Source organism: Calorimonas adulescens (assembly GCF_008274215.1).
Classification (GTDB): domain Bacteria; phylum Bacillota; class Thermoanaerobacteria; order Thermoanaerobacterales; family UBA4877; genus Calorimonas; species Calorimonas adulescens.
Genome location: NZ_VTPS01000003.1, coordinates 19110 through 39183, shown reverse-complemented (window position 1 = coordinate 39183; position 20074 = coordinate 19110). Strand labels below are relative to the sequence as shown.

Below are 20074 nucleotides of genomic sequence, written 5' to 3'. Positions count from 1 at the left end.
GTCAGTACCCCCCATTCTCCTGGGCTATGGCAATCCTCCTGAGTGCCTCATCCTTTACCTCACTGTCCAAGTCCTCATTCTTAGCTATCTCATTGATTATACCTGTGATATTTATTGCCCTGTTTATGCCCGATGACCTTATCTCCCTAGCAAACTCCTCCAGTCTCTCCCTGTGTAAGCGGGTGGCCTCCAGTACACTTCTGTCCAGGACATCCTCGCCTTTTTTTGCCGTTCTGAGCCTCTCTTTTCTGATTGAGATATTGCCATACAGCTCTATAATAACCACCTGCGGCATCCTCTGTATTTCCGAGAGGTGGTTTGTCACCCTGGCCAGGCCTCCTGGATTTATGATATACTTTCTCCCATCTATCACGTCCTTAAACCCAGCATGGTTGTGCCCGGCCAGTGTTATATCTGCCTTTGTACCAGATACCCTGTCAACAGTGGTGTACCTGGCCCCTTCAAATAACCTCACATCAGTGAGAAATCCGTGGACCATATGGATGGCTACATCGGCATCTTTCTCTCTTACGATGTAGCCCTCTCCCGTGCCATCATCCAGGTTATAGTTAAACTCCTGTCCTGTAAGCTGTACCCTTATACCGTCTTTATCCAGCATTATCCTCTGGCCTGGCCTTATCAGGTTTATTATCCCTAAGGAATCTAAAAAACCCATCATGGTCCTTGCAAGGGTCTCAGGGTTATGGCCATACATATCGTGGTTGCCGGCCACCGCATATATTGGGGCGTTCATCCTCCTCAGGATATTCATATATCTCGTCACCACAGGTATGGCAGGCATGGGGCTGTCAAAAAGGTCGCCGCCACATAGGACGTAATCAATGCCCTCCTGTCTTACCATGTCGCTTATCTCGCTAAGCTTCATCTCCAGCGTATCAGGAAAGTTGTCCTTCCTGTTGACAGGAGAATTCCCCCTTATATGGCTATCTGTAAAAAACAGGAACTTCATTGTATCACCTCCGAGACCATTTCCCCAAGGGGAGTCTTTTCCAGCCTGGCCTGGCCTTCTGCCACCAACTCATGCAGCACCTTTACAATCTCATCCCTTGTATACGTCATGCCCAGCTCCTCATTCACCCTTTCCAGAACCGACCGCAGATTGCCCATATATATAGGCATCTCCGAAAGCAACAGCTTTTTTAGCCGGTCATTTTCTGAAGAATAGTCCCTCTCCAGCTCCTCAAAAGGGTTTATAGCATGGGGGCTCACAGTTTTTGAAGCCCTTATCCTTACTGCTGTTGTCCTACCGGTAATGGCCGAGGATATAAAGGCAGTTCCTGAAGCCAAGTAAGGAAGCCTGGCTGCCTCATCAGGATTTATGTCGGTCTCTTCTTTTATGGTAGCTATATCCACTGACCTTACTGTCCTGAAGATTATCTTGGTGTTAAGCTGAGCAGTAATAGTATCGTCTAAGAGTGCCGGTCTCTGCGTAGCCAGTATAAGAAATACCCCATACTTCCTGCCCTCCTGAGCTATTTCCCTTATAACATCCTTTGAAGGGGATGGGGTTGAACGCGGGGCAAAATTGTGAGCTTCATCCGTGGCCACTACAAAGGGCGGGAACTTTTCTACAGCCTCTCCCGAAAACTCACTGTCCCTATATCTTCTCCTCCTGCTGTAGAGGTTTTTTATAAGGTATGAAGAGAACACGGTAAGCACCCACAATGACGATCCCCTTATCACGCAGGTCTTTCTGCTTTTAATAGCCTTTAAAATTGGTTCTATATTGTGCAGAAACAGATTTTCCCTGGCCACGTTATTAAGACGCCAGAGTATGGCCTTCACCGTACCTGAATATGGCACAGCATTTCCGTAAGCATCTATAAGAGCCTGGTAGCTTGCAAGCCTTGCAACCTCCTCAGGGGCCATACCGCCATCCCTCATCATCCTTAATATCCTGTCCTTGCCCAGGTCCAGTGCATCGCTCAGGTCTATAAGCCTATCCCTGAACGTTGTAAAGGTATCTTTCCTCTTATAGAGTGTCCTAATGGCATTCTCCATAGACTCCGATATGGAGCCTCCCGAAGCCCTGAGGATATTTACAAGGTCTTCCTGTGTAAGCTCCGTAAAATCTATGCCTATATCCCTGCCTGCGGTAAACACCTCATAGTGAGCCGTAAAGTCCTCCTTAAATTTATCAGGTATCCCCTCCATGGGGTTGTTAAACTCCATCTCAAAGTGAGGGTCAAAGACAATGGCTGGTACCCTCTTTTTCATAAGCTCCTCCAGGATGACCCTCAGGCCAAAGGATTTTCCAGACCCCGAACCGCCGAATATACCTATATGTGGGTACTCGCTCATGGCCTGGTAGTCAAATATAAAAGGAACCCCATTCTGGGGCAGTATCCCTTTACCCTTTTCAAACAGGTAGGCTATATCGCAGAGTTCATCGGGCATGCCCTTTGAAACTTCTTCAGTCCCCAGGATAGTCCCCAGTGTAAGCCCCTCCTCCGGCCCTTTCTTTAACAAGAGTTCTCGCACCTCGTCAAAGGCAGGGAGCCTCACACTGCTTCCCACCTCTACAGGAGATGTAAGCATGTCCAGTATTCGCACCTTAGCCACATGGGTGGATTCATCCTCTATGGAAAATCCCACCTGTCTCATAAATTCCAGGGTATTCCGGTCGACAAAGCCGTTCCTCACGCCGGCCATGGGTATGTATCTATTGAAGGATGTGGTCTCCACCACCTCTCCCTTTATGTCGCCGTGAACCCTATCCTCAATAACCAGTATCTCGTTTATATTAAACCTCCTGTCTTTGGAGGCCACATATACAAACTGCTCTGTGGTAGAGCCAACTACCTGCATCATAGGCCAAACCTCCTATCCCTCTGCGGCCTGAATAGTCCCTCTTTTATATCCTTATCCAGAAAGGAGTCCACCAGTGCCTCCACCTCATCAGATCCTATCTTCACCTCACCGTCTACTATGTCCAGTATCAGAGGTATACCACGGCTCTCTGCCGGGGTGAGAGAAATCAAAAACCTCACAACCTCTAAAGCCCTATCTCTATCTTCTTCAAAAAAGTCATAGGCCACAGGGTTTGGATGCATAGATGGTCTTGCAAAAACCGTATAAAAGCCCCTTTTAAACTGCATCTCATCCCTAACCTCGAGGATTTCACAGGGCTCCAGCACCCCGAATAAGAGCTCCCTGTCATCCTCCACAGGATATCCCAGCCCGTCCCTCAGCTTCCTTGCCATATCAAAGGTACCTATCTCCTCAATCACACCCACGCTTAGAGTTCCGGCCTCCCTGCTCAACTTCCTGTATTCGTCAAATGCATCCTTTGCCTTATCCTCATACCTTAAAAATCCACCATCGAAAACAACCAGTGACGGCCTGAACCTCTTTACGCCCTCTATGGCAGACCGTATCTCCATCTCCGCCATTTTCCTGTCTCTTATAACCTTGAGCACCTCCTCGCTGTCCCCATCCTGGTAGCTTTCCATATCCAACAGCGGTATATAAATGTCATTCAAGAATATCCGCTCGTTGCCCAATGAAAAGAGGGCAAGCGACCGAAAGAAGTTTATAATATAAGGAAACGTAGACCCATAGGAATTGAAAGAACCGTCCACCACCAGCATGTCCCTTATCCAATACGGCTTTTCTTCTGGAGCTTTCATTATAATTTTTCCTAAGTTTCTCTCTACAGCCTCCCTTATAGCTTTTCTAGGCGGTTTAGAGTTTCTTTTTTCTCTCAATATGCTATTTATGGTCTTAAGTTTTTCTTTCAAGCCGTTCTCCATATTTCAATCACCTGATATTGATTATACCATAAAAGCCCGCTCAAAGCAGGTATAATAATCTAATGGTCCCGTGTATAATTTTTGTAGGCAAAAAAGATGGTGAAAATACAAAAAAGGAAGGATATGCAGGCAAGGGATGCATATGCACCCCTTGCCTGCATAGTTGTTATAAGAGGTGAGAATTTTAAGCTGTCAGAGCAGTTCAAGTGCGGCATTCAGGTCCTCTATAATCTGCTTTTGGCTTTCAATCCTCGTATTCTGGATTTCTATTATATTATTCAGGTTTTCTTCTACGGCATCCCAGTTCTTTTCTCTTCTATTCTGTATCATTTTGAGCTGCTCTGTCCTTATTTTGCCCAGGGTACCTGCAAGTTCCTGCTTATGACTGTTTAATTGGCTTAGCATATCTTCGAGCTTTGCAATTGTCTCATCATCAGGGCTATTTCCATTTTTAGCCATTTCCCTGATTTTATTCCTTATCTCCTGTGTAAGTTTCCTTATCTCCTGCTCTTGAGACTTTATGGTCTGTCTGTTTTCCTTTATCCGGTCTAACTGCGGTTTAAATTGCTGGGCCACACTCCTTGCTTCCTGCAGTCTGTCAGCGGCCTGGCCTGCCTTTACACCATTGCCCTTGGTGGCAGCCGGTTCATCGGCAAATGCTACGGCACTGACTGCAAATACTACAACCAATGTCAATATCAACGCAACTATCTTCTTCATCTTACATACCTCCCATTAAAATTCTAAATCTGAATCTGAGATATCGTCCATGTTGTTGAGGACATTGATGAGGTTATCCATCTCCCTGTCTATCTCTTCAAGGACCTTTGCGGCTCTCTCGTCTGACACGCTGGTGTCTGTCTTTACCACCACCTCTGCTGAGGTATCCTTAGAGCCGGCAGTGTTAGTATTTGTCTGGGCTGCTGCGGGTTTTCCCGTTTCCGCTGCTGAATTCTGGCTGTCTGAGGTAACTTCCTCACCGGATGCCTTTTCTGTCCCTGCCGCTTCCTCAGATTGAGGCTCCTGCGTTCCGGAAACTGAATTGACCTGTTGCCCATCTGATGCTGGTTTTACGTTCTGCATATCACTGGTCCTGGTGCCACATCCTGAGATAACTAATATGAGCAGCACAGACAAAGCAATCAACAGTTTTGGTCTCATCATCCCTTATTCTCACCTCCGTTTATATTCTCTCACCGGTGTTTTTCCAATTTATAAACAAAATGTAAACAAAGTGTAAAATCATGATGGCAGGTCAAATATTATAGTGGTGCCGTATCCTTCTTTGCTTTCTGCGCTGATGGTACCACCATGGATCTCAACGAGTTCTTTAGCTATGGCCAGGCCAAGCCCATGGCCGGGTTTTGTCCTATCGGCCCTGTAAAACCTGTCAAATATATATGGGATGTCCTCCTCTGAAATTCCCTGTCCTGTATCTGAAATCTTGAATACCGTCCTGTTGTCCACCTGCTGCGCCGATATAACAATATTGCCGCCATCAGGTGTAAACTTCACAGCATTCCCCACAAGGTTTACCAGGACCTGCTTTATCCTGTCCCTATCTGCAGTCACCTTGAGTCCTTCTCCAACCTCTGCCGCCACATATATGCCCCTCTCCCTGCATTCTATATCAAACCCCTTAACCACCTCATTCACAAGGGAGTCTACATCAAATTCCGACTTGTAGAGTTTAATGCTGCCAGTCTGCAGTTTTGAAAGGTCCATAAGGTCTCCCACAAGCTTTGTCATCCTGTTAACCTCTTCCAGAGCGACCTCAAGATACTGCCTCTCTTCCTCAGGGTTTATCATGCCATCCATTATCCCCTGTATAAAACCTCTAATCGTGGTAAGAGGGGTCCTGAGCTCGTGGGATATATTGGATATAAGCTCCTGCCTCATCTTTTCGATCTTTTTTAATTGATTCTTCATATAATTGAAAGAATCAGCCAAAAGTGCGATTTCATCATTGCTTTGAATGTTGATATCCCCAGCAAATTTCCCATCAGCAATTTCCCTTGCTGCATTTGCCATACGTATTATCGGCTCTGTCACACGCCTTGATACTGCATATATAACCATGGAAGCTATCATAATAAAGGCCAGGCCAATACCCCATGCGGCCATATACATGCGGTCCATGGTTTGTCCAAGTTCGTTTAAAGGAGAAAAGAGAAGCACTGCACCCTCCACATTACCATTCAAGTATATGGGGAGGCCAGCAAAAAACACATCCGTATCTATATTTTCTATACTTATGCGTCTGGCAACCTCGTCCCCTGCAGCCACCCTTTTGATGTCCTCAGCTATAGCCATACTATATTCTCCGCTCATCTGCGGGCCTACGTCCTCTAAGTTTTGTATCTTTAAGACATAGACACTGGAATTGGTAACATACCCTATGAGGTTTAAGGCATCTTTCATCTGGTTTCCCGCCAGGTCTTCAAACCCGTACCTCTCCACCAGGCTGCTTATCCTTTTCCCCTCCTGGAGCAATTGATTCCTTTTCATGTTGTAGTAGCCGATGTCTATAAATCTGGTAAATACAAAGGAAAGGATGAGGATTACTGAAATAAAGAGAATGAGATATGTATATAAAAGGCGGCTTAATATGCTATCTTTCATACTCCAGCCTGTAGCCGGTGCTCCAGAGGGTCTTAATCCTCCAGTATTTTTCCTCATCCCTGAATTTTTCCCTCAGCCTGTTCACATGGACGTCCACAGTACGGGTTTCCCCTACATAGTCGTACCCCCATACGTCCTCCAGGATTTTCTCGCGGGACAGGGCCAGGCCTTTATTTCTGAAGAGATATATGAGAAGCTGGGTCTCCTTGGGTTTAAGGTTTACCACATTGCCATTTAAAGTTACAGTCATTCTATCAATGTCAATGACAGTATTCCCTAAGGATAATATCTCATGGCTCTTTTCCGATTTCCTTCGCAGCTGTGCCCTGACCCTTGCGGCCAGCTCCTTGGGGTCAAAGGGCTTTATCACGTAATCATCGGCCCCTCTGTCCAGTCCCTCTATCCGGTCCTCCACTTCATCTCTTGCTGTGAGCATTATCACCGGGACATCGCTCTTTGTCCTTATGAGTTTTACCACTTCATAACCGCTTATCACCGGCAGCATTACGTCCAGTATCACAAGGTCCGGCCTGGCCTCTTCAAAAAGGTCCAGCGCCCTGCTTCCATCCTCTGCAAAGAAAAGTTCATGCCCATCATGGGAAAGGTATAACCTTAATACCTCCCTGATGTTCTTATCATCATCCACTATCAGTATCTTTGCCATAGACCCACCTCCCTCTGCTCTCATTATAACAGAAAAATGGCATCCAAGGTATTTAATTACCTGCAAGGTGCCATTTGTATCTCTCTAATCCAAACGGACAGGGTTTTAATTCCTTTTCAAGTCTACTCCTCCATTTCGCTGCCAAATTTGCAATATATAAAGTAATTATAAAATATGCACAGGCTTTACCCCATTGTTAATAGCCCCATGCCTAGGTCGACTTTCAAGTACAAATATTGCGAAGTTTACACACATTCTGCCAAACATCCACACCATGCAAGAACAGATAAAGTCTTGGTGGCCGTACGCTGGACCTCCTCTCACATGACAACCTATTCAAAAGCAAACGTCAGAAAACCTTTCTTTAAAGACGTACAGCAAATCCTGCAAGAAACGAACCGCTTTACACTCCCGGTTCAGGGAATAGGTATTTGTACGCTTTTCCAAATCGTACACTGGATATGTTACAGAACCTTTAGTAGTTTGATATATGCAATTGGCATCAAATAGATGATTATACATTTCATTTAGTCTTTCAATAATTTCATCATCATAATAGGACGGTAAAAATTGATCATGATAAGCAGCTGATTGTAAATGTTAATCAACATGTGTCCACCTACTCTTTCAACCGTTTCATAAGGTTTTCAATGTCTTCCTTTGTCAGGTCGCCATTGTCATATAGTGCAGTTATAAAGCCTAATACTGAGCCTTTATGGACATCCTTTATGAACTGCTTTGTCTCAAAGTTTCGGTATTCCTGTTCTGTCACACAGGGTTCATAATGGTTTGCTTTCCCTATCCTGGTAGCCTTAATTATGCCTTTTTTTGTCAAGCGGGTCAAAAAAGTGACCACAGTATTTTGCTTCCATGATTTTCCTTCAGGCAAATGTTGAATGATTTCCGAAGTTGTCACAGGACGTCCGGCTGCCCATATATACTCCATTATTTGCTTTTCAGCATCAGATATCCGTTGCAGTTTTTTCATAAAGATCTCCTTTCTTATATCTACATTATGTAAGTTAATTTTATTCTACACTATGTAAATATATCTGTCAATGGTCTTTTCAAAAAATTTTAATTTCATGCAAAGCAAAAGCCACGAATGATGTCATTCGTGGCTTTTGTGTCTTAGGACAGCTTTCAACATAAGCTTTTAATCGATTGCCGGCAGCCTTGAATTTACTTGAGTTTCTAAAACTTCTCTATGCCGTTTACTCTAAGGGTCCTATTTCTATGCATACATGGCCAAAAGCTCTTCATGAGTCAGCCTCTTTTTTTCTTCGCCCTTTGCATCTAAGGATATCCTACCATTCTCCATCATTATGAGTCTGTTGCCCATGGAAAGGGCACTGGAGAGGTTGTGTGTGACCATTATGGCAGCTACACCGGTTTCCCCCACTATCCTCTCTGTGAGTTCCGATATCAGGGAGGCAGCTCTTGGGTCCAGAGCTGCCGTATGCTCATCTAACAAAAGCAACCTCGGCCTGGCCATGGTAGCCATCAGGAGAGTAATGGCCTGCCTCTGGCCGCCTGATAAAAGACCAACGCTGGCCTTTCCCCTTTCCTCCAGCCCCAGAGAAAGTATCTTCAGGTTATCCCTTATTATATTCCTGGTATTGCTTGAAATGCCCCACTTAAGTCCCAGTTTCTTTCCCCGTTTTAATGCCAGGGCCATGTTCTCATTTATGGTCATAGACGGTGCTGTGCCCATCAATGGGTCCTGGAACACCCTGCCTATCATCCTTCCTCTCTTGTACTCCGGCATGGTAGTGACATCTACACCGTCTATAATTACCCTGCCCTCGTCAGGAAATTGAGAACCAGATATGATGTTGAGGAGCGTAGTCTTGCCCGCACCGTTGTTCCCTACCAAGGTGACAAAGTCACCGTCCTCAATCCTCAGGTTTATACCCTTTAATACCTGCACCTCATCCACTGTGCCCTTATTAAACGACTTGTAAATATCCTTAAGCTCCAGCATTGTATCACCTCTCTGCCTTCTGTACTTTACCTGCCGGCTCAATCACCGGCCTTTTAAACCTTGCTATCCCTTTAAACTGCGGCAGAGTAAGTATCAGTATTACACCCACTGCCGTGACCAGCTTAAGGTCTGTAGGAGGCATACCTGCCCTCATGGCCATAGATATAGCCATCCTGTATATTATGCTGCCTGCTGCAACAGAGATTAAAGGCCTCAATATCCCGCTGCCACCTATGAGCATCTCTCCGATAATCACTGAGGCCAGGCCAATTACGATTGTCCCGATACCCATGCCAACATCGGCAAATCCCTGATACTGAGCTATAAGGCTGCCAGAGAGGGCTACAAGCCCATTGGAAAGGCTCAGGCTCAGCACCTTGAGCCCGTCAGTGTTTATGCCAAGGGATATGAGCATCTTTGGATTGCTGCCCAGTGCCCTTACCGCCATGCCTATCTCTGTATGGAAGAATACATATAAAAGCACAATTAAAATTACAAGAATTATACCAAAGACCATTAGGGCATTATATGGTTCACCCGTTATAATAAGTCTTTCATTTAAGAGCGGCAGGTTGGATTTACCCATTATCCTTAAGTTTATCGAGTAAAGTGCCGTCATGGTGAGTATACCTGACAGCAGCTCTGATATCTTTGCCTTTGTATTTAAAAGCCCCGTCACAGCCCCTGCTGCCATCCCTGCAAACAGTGCCGCCAGTGTTGCAATATACGGGTCCACACCGGCAGAAATAAGGCTGGCCGATGTAGCCGCTCCCAATGGGAAGGTCCCATCTACTGAAAGGTCTGCATAGTTTAAAATCCTGAAGGAAATATACACACCCAGGGCCATGACCGAAAAGGCCAGGCCCTGCTCAACTGTCAGTAAAATAAGTCCCTGCATAAGATTCACCTCTATCTAAGAGTATCAGGAATTTTAATCCCCAATATATCCGCTGTATCCTCATTTACTGCAAGAGTCAGGTCGTGAGGCATCAATACAGGTATCTCTGAAGGTTTTTTACCCTTCGTAAGTATATCAGCCGCCATCTTACCCGCTTCCACGCCCATATCAAAATAGTCTACGCCTCTCGCCACCAGTACCCCGCCATCCACCTGGCCCTTGCCCGAACCCACCGTAGGTATTTTATTGGAGTTGGCAACTTTTACAACTGCTTCCATAGATGAGACTACAGTACTATCCGTGGGTACATACAGTACATCTATCCTGCCAACAAGGGACTGTGCAGCTTGCGGTACCTCTCCCGAAGATGAAACCGGTGCAACCACAAGGTTTAATCCGTCCTTCTTGCATATCTCCTTCGCCTTTTCCACCTGTACGGAGGAATTTATCTCCCCTGGATTATATATTACACCGATATTTATGGCCTCAGGAAAAAGCTCTTCTATAAGCCCAAATATCTCATCAGGTGGTGTAAAATTGCTCACTCCAGTCACATTTGTCCCTGTTTCTTTAAGGCCCTTCACCACACCGGCCCTCACGGGGTCTGTGACAGCGGCGAATACAATGGGTATCTCCTTTGTAAGATTGTATACCGCCTGAGTTGATGTAGTCCCTATGGCCAATATAAGGTCTTTTTTCTCATCCACAAACTTACTGGCTATCTGCCGGGCTGTACCTGCGTCACCCTGTGCATTTAAGACTTCCACATCCACTGTTGACTCATCCAGATTTGACTCCTTTAACCCCTCAATAAATCCAAGTTTTGAGTTTTCAAAGTCAGGGTGTTCCACCCACTGCAGTATCCCTATCCGGAACTTTTCCTTTCCTGCTGCTGTATCTGCAGTTGCAGTACACCCTGCCAGCGTAAATATAAGCAGAAATACAGCCAAAAATTTGCCTACCGTCCTATCCATTCTACCAATCTCCTTCTTAAATAATATTCGATTCTGGTATAAGAAGTCTACTCACAAATGATAGTGGCGTCCATGCCAGATGCCCCCGCTACACCTGTCACTTATCAAGAGTATCATAGACTCGCTTTAAAGTTGCATTTTATGCTCACTATCATTCTTCATAAAGATCTTTACAGCACAATAATATCTTCTATTCTACCGTCTTACTCTCCTTCAATATGTCATCGGGCAACTTTATACCCAGTATACCCATAGTAGTCTTGTTAACAACAATATCCATATTTTGAGGAAGCATCACCGGGATGTCTGCCGGCTTTTTCCCATTTAAAATCTCTGCAGCAATCTTACCGGCATCCACACCAAGGTTATAATAGTTTATACCTTTGGTTATGAGGGCTCCACCCGATACCATACCCTCCTCTGAAGCTATCACGGGTATCTTGTTGGCATTAGCCACTTTTGCCACAGCCTGTATGGATGAGGCTATGGTATTATCCGTTGGAATGTATATAGCGTCCACCCTGCCCACCAGTGACTGGGCAGCCTGAGAAACCTCCCCGCTGGTTGAAACCGTCGCCTCCACCAGGTTTAACCCAAGGGCAGGGGCAGCCTTTTTAGCCATATCTACCTGAACAACTGAATTTATCTCACCGGCATTATACATAATGCCAACATTCTTCGCATCCGGCAGTATCTGCTTTAAAAGCTTAAGCTGCTCTTCCACCGGTGTCATATCGCTTACTCCTGTTACATTGGTGTTGGGTTTATCCAGACTCTCCACAACCTTAGCCGAAACCGGGTCAGTAACTGCGGCAAAGACGATGGGTATGTCCTTTGTAACATTATATGCTGCCTGTACTGCCGGAGTGGCAATGGCATATATCAAGTCTACATTTTCATCCTTAAATCCCTCTGCTATGTTCTGGGCAGTAGCAAAATCTCCCTGAGCATTCTTTACATCTATCTTCACCTTGTCTTCAGTAAAACCAGCCTGCTTTAGGCCATCCATGAACCCTTCCCTGGCAGCATCCAGAGCAGGATGTTCCACAAGCTGTATTACCCCTATAGTTTTTATTTCCGTTGATGCCTCATTGCTTGCTGTCTGTTGATTTGATGATTCTGCAGTTTGAGACTGGCCAGAGCTCTGCTGGGCAGATTGATTGGCGCCGCACCCCGATACAAACAGGACTGTAATGATGAGAATTATGAGAATTGCCTTTACCGTTTTTACCATTTTACACTCTCCCTTTTTATTTATTTATCCGCACCTGGTACAAGTGTACAGGTAAAAGGGTATAAAAAAACACCCAGGTTGGGTGTGACTACCCTACCATTCTACCATGCTACGGATATTAAATTTAAAGATAATTATATCAGGATTTTGAAGCACCGTCAATATAAATTTTCCAAAGCCCCACCATGCTGGCAGTACGCCCTGTGAAACCATCCTCTTCACTGTGATTGTATCATGCCTTTGTCTTCTTTATTCTTAAGCATCTGAATGGCCGTCTCCAGTACTATATCTCTCACCTCTGGATGCGCCAGCCTGTCCATTGCGTCCACAAGGTTTATATAGGTATACTCGTCCAATGTCCCGGTTGCCTTGAGGCCATTCCTTGTCTGAAATTCCTTTAAAGCCCTCTCTGTGGCCTGGCCAAACACACCATCCAGCTCACCTACATCATAGCCAAGCAGCTTTAACCTCTGCTGCAGGGCAAACACCTGCAGGTTTATGCTGCCTCTACTTACCGCCTCGCCCTCCCTTAGCGGAGCCAGATTAGAAAGGTCAGGCACAACAGGCTCGGAGTTGGACAGCTTCACATCGGGTATTATCCCTACCCCATCTATAATCCTGTCCTTCGGCGTGGCATATTTTGCCATAGTGAGCTTAAAGCCGCTCCCGTCCTCTAATGGCATAACTATCTGTACTGAACCCTTACCGTAAGATTGAGAACCAATGACTATACCTGCTCCGGTATCCTGTATTGCTCCGGCCAGAATTTCTGCGGCACTGGCTGTATCCTTATCTATAAGGACAGCCAAGTTAAACTCCGGTTTTTCTAAGTTTGAATAATATACATCCGGCGGTGCATTCTTATATATTATCTTTACTATTGGTCCCTTGGGCACAAAATGCTGTGCCACATCTATGGTCTCCGGTATTATACCCCCCGGGTTTCCCCTGAGGTCTAACACAATAGATTTTATACCATTTTTCCTCATATAGTCCAGGGCTGGTTCTAAATTTTCTTCTGTATATTCAGTAAATTGAAATATCTTTATATATCCTACACCGTTCTTTACGCTGTATATTATCGGGTTTAATCTTATCTGCCCCCTTATAATGTCCACTAAGGTCACGCCATTGCTGCCTTCCCTCATGATGCCAACCCTGACTGTGGTGCCTTCATCCCCCTTCAGGAGGTCAGATACCTTATCCCGCTTCATACCTGCTACGTTGGTGCCGTCTACCGACACTATCCTGTCGCCTTTCTTTATCCCTGCCTTATCCGCTGGCCCTCCATTCATCACCGAGGTCACAACGATATATCCGTCAGACTCGGAAATAATAATCCCTACCCCGCTGTATTGCCCGCTAGTTTCCTCATTAAACTCTTTTAGCTCCTCTTTTGTGAAATACTCGCTATAGGGGTCAACCGCCTGAAACATGCCTTTAAGTGCACCTTTTATCAGTTGTTCCTCCGTAACATCCCTAACCGTAGATGAGAGTATAAACTGCATTATGGAGTCAAAGGTGTTAATGTCGTATGTCATTGAGGCAAAAGAAACAACCGGCGTTGCTATGACAGTTACTATTATAGCTATAATTATAATTTTTTTATATTTCAAAGGAGTCCCCCCTCTGCATGGTAACCTCTGTCATCTATTATATCATTATTAAATATATAAAGATATATGAGGTGAATTAAAAAAATAACCGGTTGCCCGGTTATTTATTATAAAAATCAAGCACATACACTCTGGTGGTTTGAGGGAGGCTTTCTGGTGTAATCTCCAGTTCATCGCTGTTTAGCTTTTCTCCTTTCCCGTACACCTTGAGGAAATAGTCTACGGGCTTTATTGGCAGGTCTCCTGATGTGGTCTCCACGGCAAAATGCATCGGTATGAGTATTTTCGGATTAATTCTCCTGACCTCAACAAGCATCTGTTCCGGTTCCAGCGTGAAAAAGCCGCCTACCGGCGCAAAGAGGACATCCACACCCTTTATCTTCTCTACAACGTCATTGCTCAAAGTCTCGCCCAGGTCGCCTAGATGACATATGCTTACACCATCAATACTATCCATCCTGAATATTATATTTTTACCCCTTTGCGTACCGCCTTTGCTGTCGTGGTTTACCTCATATCCTTTTATATCCACACCCTTTACATGGTGTTCACCAGGTATATCAATAACCGCAGCCCCCGGCCTTATGGCCTTAAGGTAGCTATGGTCAAAGTGCTGGTGTGATACGGTCACTACGTCAACCTTTATCGCTGGAAGGTCATACCCGACTGATGGGTCATAAGGATCTGTAGCAATAGAGATATCTTTTCCTGTAAGCAAAAAGCATGAGTGTCCGTAATACTTTATCTTCACAGCATATCACCTCGCATTACATATTATACCATTATTCATAATGTAATGCATCAATAGGATTTAGATTGGCAGCCCTGTTGGCTGGATATATGCCAAATATTATACCCACCAGCAGCGCAAACCCGAAAGACACCCCAACTGTCAAAAGTGTTGTCTGAGTGGGGATATTAGCTACTGTAGAGAGTATCTTGGCTAAGATAAAGCCAACAATTACCCCGATCATCCCACCTACACCCGAAAGTACAGAAGATTCAATAAGGAACTGTGTGAGTATATCCCTCTTTTTTGCTCCAATAGCCTTCCTTATCCCTATCTCTCTGGTCCTTTCTGTCACTGTAACCAACATTATGTTCATTATCCCTATGCCGCCCACCAGAAGAGATATGCCTGCTATGCCGCCCAGCATCATACTCAAAACAGATGTTGACTGCTTTACAGTATTTAAAAGCTCCGTCTGGTCAAAGACGTTGTATGCATCCTCGTCATCTTTAAAGAGACGCTTTAGGTCAGCCTCTAAATATGCCTTAGCAGCCTCTACATCATCAGGTGATACTGCCTGCATTGTTATAGACCTTACCCCACCGGTCTGAAAAAGCCTCTGGGCAGTAGTTATGGGCACTATCACCATATCGTCCTGGGAGCCCATCATGCTGCTCCCTTTGGATTGTAACAAGCCTACAACGGTGAAATTATTGCCACCAATCTTTATAGTCTCACCCACAGGGTTTAACATCCCCAGTTCTTTCGCCACATCCGGACCTATCACAGCCACTTTAGCCCTATCCTCAAGGTCGGTCTCTGTTATTATCCTCCCGGCTTCAAGTTCCCTGTTATTTATTGTAAAATAATCGGAATTTGTACCTATTATGCCGGTGTCATAGGTTTTATTCATAAACTTTACTGTCATACCGCTGTTGACTGTTGGAGCAATTCCGGATATATATGGATTTTTAAGATCCAGTGCCTCCTCATAGGTCAAGGTGGTTTGTGCCCCTCTGCCCATTATGTTGACACTCAATATGTTTGACCCCATACCCTCTATTTGACTGGTTACCTGGGAGGTAGCCCCAGAGGCAAATGAGACCAAAGCTATTACCGAGGCCACCCCTATTATTATGCCGAGCATGGTGAGAAATGAGCGGAGTTTATTGTCAATGATTCCTCTAAGTGCCAGTTTTACAAGTTGATATAGATTCATGAGACCACCTCGTCACTTAAAATCCTGCCGTCTAAAATGCGTACAATCCTCTTTGCTTCACTGGCTATGCTCATGTCGTGGGTTATAAGGATTACAGTCCTGCCTGCACTGTTCAGGTCTTTTAACATATCCATGACCTCGTGGGCAGAACGACTGTCCAGGTTGCCCGTGGGTTCATCAGCAAGGATGATGTTAGGATCCCCCACAAGGGCCCTGGCTATAGCCACCCTCTGCTGCTGCCCGCCTGACATCTCCGTGGGCCTGTGGTTCAGCCTGTTGGCCAGGCCAACTTTTTCCAGGGCATCCATAGCCCTTTGTCTCCTCTCGTGTACCGGCATACCCCTGTATATCAACGGGAGCTCTACATTTTCCAGAGCGGTAAGCCTTGGTAAAAGATTAAACTCCTGAAACACAAATCCAATCTCCTTGTTTCTTATCTCTGCCAGCTTATCCTGTCTGAGTTTTGACACCTCGCTGCCGTTTAGTATATATGTGCCAGACGTAGGGGTGTCAAGGCATCCCAAAAGATGCATAAACGTCGACTTTCCTGAGCCGGATGGACCTGTTATGGCCACAAACTCGCCCTCTTCAATATCTATACTGACCCCGTCCAATGCCCTGACCTCTACCTTCCCCATACGGTATATCTTGGTCATGTTCTCAATGTGTATCATACGATCACCCCTCATTGGCCAGAACTTCCGCTGACTCTTACCTCGCCGCCTCGCGGTCCCATCCGGAAACTGCTGCCCCCGGAGCTGACAGTAACCTCAACCTCATCCCCTTCATTGAGCCCTGATATAACCTCTGCATACTGCTCATTTGTAAGCCCTATCTCTACCTTTACAGGTTCGGTTGACCCAACCTTTGTGACGTAAGGCTGCTGTCCCTGATATTTTAACGCCTCTATGGGCACAAGAAGCACATTATCCTTCTTTTCCAGTACAATATCAGCATTAACCGTCATGCCTGCCTTGAGCTCCGGAGTCTTATCCATAGTCACCTTTACATCAAAGGTTGATACCCCATTCTCTGCCTTACCTTCATCGGCTATATCCGATATTACACCTTTAAAGGTCTTGCCCTGCACAGCATCAGATGTTATAATGACCTCCTGGCCCACTTTGAGCTTGCCCACATCCATTTCATCTACAGGTATGACCACATTCATAGAACTATAGTCCACTATGCGCGCATCCACAGTGTCACTGCTTGTATCTAAACTGGAAAGGTCATCTCCTACATTTACATTCTGTTCAACTATGGTCCCTGAAATCGGTGCGTAGACATACATATCTTTCAATTCCTGCTGCTTGGACTCAATGTCTGCCATGGCCTGTTCTATCTTCATCTTTTGAAGCTCTATCTGGCTATCAATGCTGTCTGAGTGTATGGTTGCCAACAGCTGGCCTCTTTTCACTGTATCATTTGCCTTTACATACAGCTTTTCTATATCACCGGCAAGCACTGCCTTTACATTCTCTACCTCTGCCCTCTCTAAGGCAGTTGTTGTAAACGCCTGTACGTTGCCCGATGAAGTTATTATCGTTGCATTCACTTTTTCGCCACCTTTTAAGCTGCCGGGATTTTTAACCTGTACCTCCACATTATATATAATCCCGCCGCCTGAGGTCGGCTGTGGGCTGCTGTCAACACTTGTGACCGTACCTGTCAGGCTTGCAAGATAATCCGGCAAAAATACATTTACACTCTGACCAACCTTTATTTTCCCTATCTCTGTCTGTGATATTCCAGCAGTAAACTTGAAATAGTTATCGGACTCGATGGTTGCAATAACCGTACCATTATTTACAGAATCACCCTCATTGACATTTATAGCCGTGATCCTTCCGTCTATTGGTGATGTTACCTTCTCCCCGGCCTTCTGTTTATTCAGGTCTTCCATTTCAAGATTGAGCTGCTTCAGGTTGAGCTCTGACTGTTTAAGAGAAAGGGCCACATTGTCGTCTTCTATTACATACATCAGGTCCCCTTTCTTTACCACATCACCCTCTTTGAAGTTGACCTGAACCAGCTTCCCACTTCTCCTGAGCCTTATTGTCTCCTCATCAGCCGGCTCCAGTGTCCCCGAACCGCTGATCTTGATTTCAATGGGCCCCCTTGTCACCTTCTGTGTAGCTGTAACCACACCTTCATTTTGTGTACTATTTGTTCTGGCCGAACAGCCAGCCAGTGAAAGTATTAAAATCAATGCAGTTAATGTTAAAAAGAATTTCTTCACATATATCCCTCCTTGAGACTATTATACCAGAACATTAAAGGTAAGGAAGTTAATAAATTGTAAATTTTTTTAAAGAAGCATAGCCCTTGAATATAAACACACCAAAAAACTCATCTGTGACATGAAGTAAACCAGTTTACAGCGACTATGATGCGTTCTTGATATCAAAAAAGCCAGCTGTTTTCCATCTGGCCCTTTTGATAAAACAACTATTTAGTAAACCATGTTATACCAGCATAAGATCACAGATTAATCCCAACCAGTCGAGACTATTTTAAAAGAGTGAGCTTAGTATCTTATAAGCATCCTTATAAAGTACAGGTCCATCCGGTATTGTAGCGCTTACCTTTATTCCGTATTTCTTTAACAGCCCAATTATTTCACTGCCATCTATTGGCCTATCATTTGTGTCATTTGGAATCCACTTAAAGCCATTTATGTGGTCTGCCAATATGGGATTGACTATGCTAATAAATTCATTATATGTTATTGCATCCTCTAACCTGTAGTCATTGGAATAACCAGGGTGAATATATCCATACCTGCGCAGTTTCTTTATATATGGGTAGTAAGGTGAGTTCACTATATCCGGTGTAGCCTCATAGTCCTTAATATAGGCTCCCTGTTTTTTGAGAATTTCCTGGAGTTCGTGTATAGCCTTCCCATTATAGGTCATCTCACGAAATGTCATATCTTTAGCTATGGAGATCTTGGAGGCCACGCCTGCGGCCTGGCCTTCTCCCATCCCCACCGGAACAACCCTGGCCGAACCAGAGGCAAGGGAGTCATAAGATGCACTTCTTCCTATCACCAGGAGATTATCCACTTTTTTAGGCACAAGGCAGCGGAATGGTATTGAATACACTTTTGGTTTACCCATCACCAGTCCGTAACTGCCTGGTTGAAATGACTGTATATCAACCGGATAGCTGCCCATAACCACAGCATCATCAAAATATCTATTTTCCAGCACATCATCTATGGTAAGCCTGTATTCCCCTATTATATGCCTGGATTCCCTGACATAGAGTTCATCCATTACCCCTGCAAGGGATGCCTTTTCAAGGCCTGGCAGGTTATGCATGTACTCTATTATGGCCGGCAGCTCTTCTCTTGCTTTCTCTATGGCATTTTTTTTCGACTCTTCATCCAGCAGGTTAACATTATAAATAAGGAGGGAATTTACCAGCACTGTCCCGTCGTCCTGCCTGCCCATGTTGAGTCCCCGTACCATAATATCAGGGTCTTTGGGCTTATATCTGTACATCTCGGAATATCCCCAGGCAGAGCGGTCGTTCGCACCTGTATCTTTACTGCTATCGGTATTAAGGTAGCGTCTCACACCATTCCAATCTACCCCTTTAAGCTTGTATACCAGTGTTGGTGCCATAACCCTTTCCGGGTGGCCTATGTCTTCTTGTCCATATGTGTATGGAACTCCTGATGCCGCAGCAATATCAGCGTCCTCAGTGGCGTCTATAAACCTCTTGCCTTTATAATCCACTCCGTTTATGGTAATTCCTGTTATTTTGCTGCCCTCCATTATCGTATTGCCTATATCAGCATCTAAAAGTAAATAGACTCCTGCCTCTGCAATCATGTTTCTGAACACTTTTTCTGCTTTCTCTATGTCAAAAGAGTCCCCGCCTACAGCTTTATAAAACTCTTCAAATATACCGCGGGTCAACAACTCTTTATCCGGACCATAATTCATATCAATAGTATTAAGCCCAGCTCTGGTATATATACCGCCAACCCTGTCATGGGTCTCCACCAGAAGGGTCTTAAGGCCGTTTCGGGCAGCAGATACACTGGCAGCTATTCCCTCTGGTGTTGCACCTATAACAATAACATCATAAGAGGTATCTCTTGGTATTTTAGGTGCGGCATTATTATTTAAATTGCATCCAGATACTAGCAATGCAATAGCAATAAATAAAAGGATGGTCTTTCGCATACTGAACCTCCATCTGTGATGTTTCCTATTACACCAGAGTTTGGCCTATCCTCAGCCCCAGTAAGCCCACCTTGCTGTTCCGAAGAGTATGCTCTCCAGCAGATTGGCCGGCAGTGCTGCGCAGTTCTGCAGGATAAAGGGCCCATTTTCGGACACTGCCA

At 45.1% G+C, this 20074-nt stretch carries 19 protein-coding genes; all 19 read right to left on the bottom strand.

The features are described from left to right. Nucleotide 1: 1 nt before the first annotated feature. The 19 genes from FWJ32_RS02795 to FWJ32_RS02705 all read right to left on the bottom strand — a co-directional run bounded on the left by FWJ32_RS02795 (nt 2) and on the right by FWJ32_RS02705 (nt 20069). Entirely contained in the window at nt 2-970 is a 969-nt protein-coding gene (locus tag FWJ32_RS02795) for a metallophosphoesterase family protein (protein WP_149544458.1), read from the bottom strand. Next, nucleotides 967-2832 carry an ATP-binding protein gene (locus FWJ32_RS02790; protein WP_149544457.1) on the bottom strand — a complete coding sequence of 622 codons (1866 nt, stop codon included), beginning with the start codon at nt 2830-2832 and terminating at the stop codon, nt 967-969. The genes FWJ32_RS02795 and FWJ32_RS02790 overlap by 4 nt, the downstream gene beginning before the upstream one ends. Continuing rightward, a complete protein-coding gene (locus FWJ32_RS02785) occupies nt 2829-3773 on the bottom strand; it encodes a DNA double-strand break repair nuclease NurA (protein WP_149544456.1) in 945 nt (314 codons plus the stop codon). Before FWJ32_RS02785 ends, FWJ32_RS02790 begins: the two co-directional genes overlap by 4 nt. A gap of 192 nt (nt 3774-3965) precedes the next feature. Continuing rightward, complete coding sequence (locus tag FWJ32_RS02780; protein ID WP_149544455.1) at nt 3966-4493, bottom strand: hypothetical protein; 528 nt, start codon at nt 4491-4493, stop codon at nt 3966-3968. A 15-nt stretch (nt 4494-4508) separates the two neighbouring features. Then, nucleotides 4509-4937, bottom strand: coding sequence for a hypothetical protein (locus tag FWJ32_RS02775; protein ID WP_149544454.1), 429 nt, complete (start codon nt 4935-4937; stop codon nt 4509-4511). Nucleotides 4938-5015: 78 nt separating this feature from the next. Next, nucleotides 5016-6395, bottom strand: coding sequence for a sensor histidine kinase (locus FWJ32_RS02770; RefSeq protein ID WP_203227554.1), 1380 nt, complete (start codon nt 6393-6395; stop codon nt 5016-5018). Next, nucleotides 6385-7059: a response regulator transcription factor gene (locus FWJ32_RS02765; protein ID WP_149544452.1), complete on the bottom strand. Its 675-nt coding sequence runs from the start codon at nt 7057-7059 to the stop codon at nt 6385-6387. Before FWJ32_RS02765 ends, FWJ32_RS02770 begins: the two co-directional genes overlap by 11 nt. 619 nt (nt 7060-7678) lie before the next feature. Further along, nucleotides 7679-8047 carry a BlaI/MecI/CopY family transcriptional regulator gene (locus FWJ32_RS02760; RefSeq protein ID WP_149544451.1) on the bottom strand — a complete coding sequence of 123 codons (369 nt, stop codon included), beginning with the start codon at nt 8045-8047 and terminating at the stop codon, nt 7679-7681. Between the two features lie 246 nt (nt 8048-8293). Continuing rightward, nucleotides 8294-9043, bottom strand: coding sequence for an ABC transporter ATP-binding protein (locus FWJ32_RS02755; RefSeq protein ID WP_149544450.1), 750 nt, complete (start codon nt 9041-9043; stop codon nt 8294-8296). A gap of 4 nt (nt 9044-9047) precedes the next feature. Further along, complete coding sequence (locus FWJ32_RS02750) at nt 9048-9941, bottom strand: ABC transporter permease (protein WP_149544449.1); 894 nt, start codon at nt 9939-9941, stop codon at nt 9048-9050. An 11-nt stretch (nt 9942-9952) separates the two neighbouring features. Then, a complete protein-coding gene (locus FWJ32_RS02745; RefSeq protein ID WP_149544448.1) occupies nt 9953-10915 on the bottom strand; it encodes an ABC transporter substrate-binding protein in 963 nt (320 codons plus the stop codon). Nucleotides 10916-11105: 190 nt separating this feature from the next. Then, complete coding sequence (locus tag FWJ32_RS02740; protein WP_149544447.1) at nt 11106-12149, bottom strand: ABC transporter substrate-binding protein; 1044 nt, start codon at nt 12147-12149, stop codon at nt 11106-11108. 218 nt (nt 12150-12367) lie between these two features. Further along, a complete protein-coding gene (locus tag FWJ32_RS02735) occupies nt 12368-13765 on the bottom strand; it encodes a S41 family peptidase (protein WP_149544446.1) in 1398 nt (465 codons plus the stop codon). 100 nt (nt 13766-13865) lie between these two features. After that, nucleotides 13866-14516: an MBL fold metallo-hydrolase gene (locus FWJ32_RS02730; protein ID WP_149544445.1), complete on the bottom strand. Its 651-nt coding sequence runs from the start codon at nt 14514-14516 to the stop codon at nt 13866-13868. A gap of 31 nt (nt 14517-14547) precedes the next feature. After that, nucleotides 14548-15714 (bottom strand): ABC transporter permease, encoded by a 1167-nt coding sequence (locus FWJ32_RS02725; RefSeq protein WP_149544444.1) that lies wholly within the window; start codon nt 15712-15714, stop codon nt 14548-14550. Then, nucleotides 15711-16388, bottom strand: coding sequence for an ABC transporter ATP-binding protein (locus FWJ32_RS02720; RefSeq protein WP_149544443.1), 678 nt, complete (start codon nt 16386-16388; stop codon nt 15711-15713). Before FWJ32_RS02720 ends, FWJ32_RS02725 begins: the two co-directional genes overlap by 4 nt. An 11-nt stretch (nt 16389-16399) precedes the next feature. Continuing rightward, complete coding sequence (locus FWJ32_RS02715; RefSeq protein WP_149544442.1) at nt 16400-17956, bottom strand: efflux RND transporter periplasmic adaptor subunit; 1557 nt, start codon at nt 17954-17956, stop codon at nt 16400-16402. 274 nt (nt 17957-18230) lie between these two features. Next, nucleotides 18231-19913 (bottom strand): FAD-dependent oxidoreductase, encoded by a 1683-nt coding sequence (locus FWJ32_RS02710; RefSeq protein WP_149544441.1) that lies wholly within the window; start codon nt 19911-19913, stop codon nt 18231-18233. A 51-nt stretch (nt 19914-19964) separates the two neighbouring features. Beyond that, complete coding sequence (locus tag FWJ32_RS02705; RefSeq protein ID WP_476727222.1) at nt 19965-20069, bottom strand: sigma 54-interacting transcriptional regulator; 105 nt, start codon at nt 20067-20069, stop codon at nt 19965-19967. Between the last annotated feature and the right edge of the window lie 5 nt (nt 20070-20074).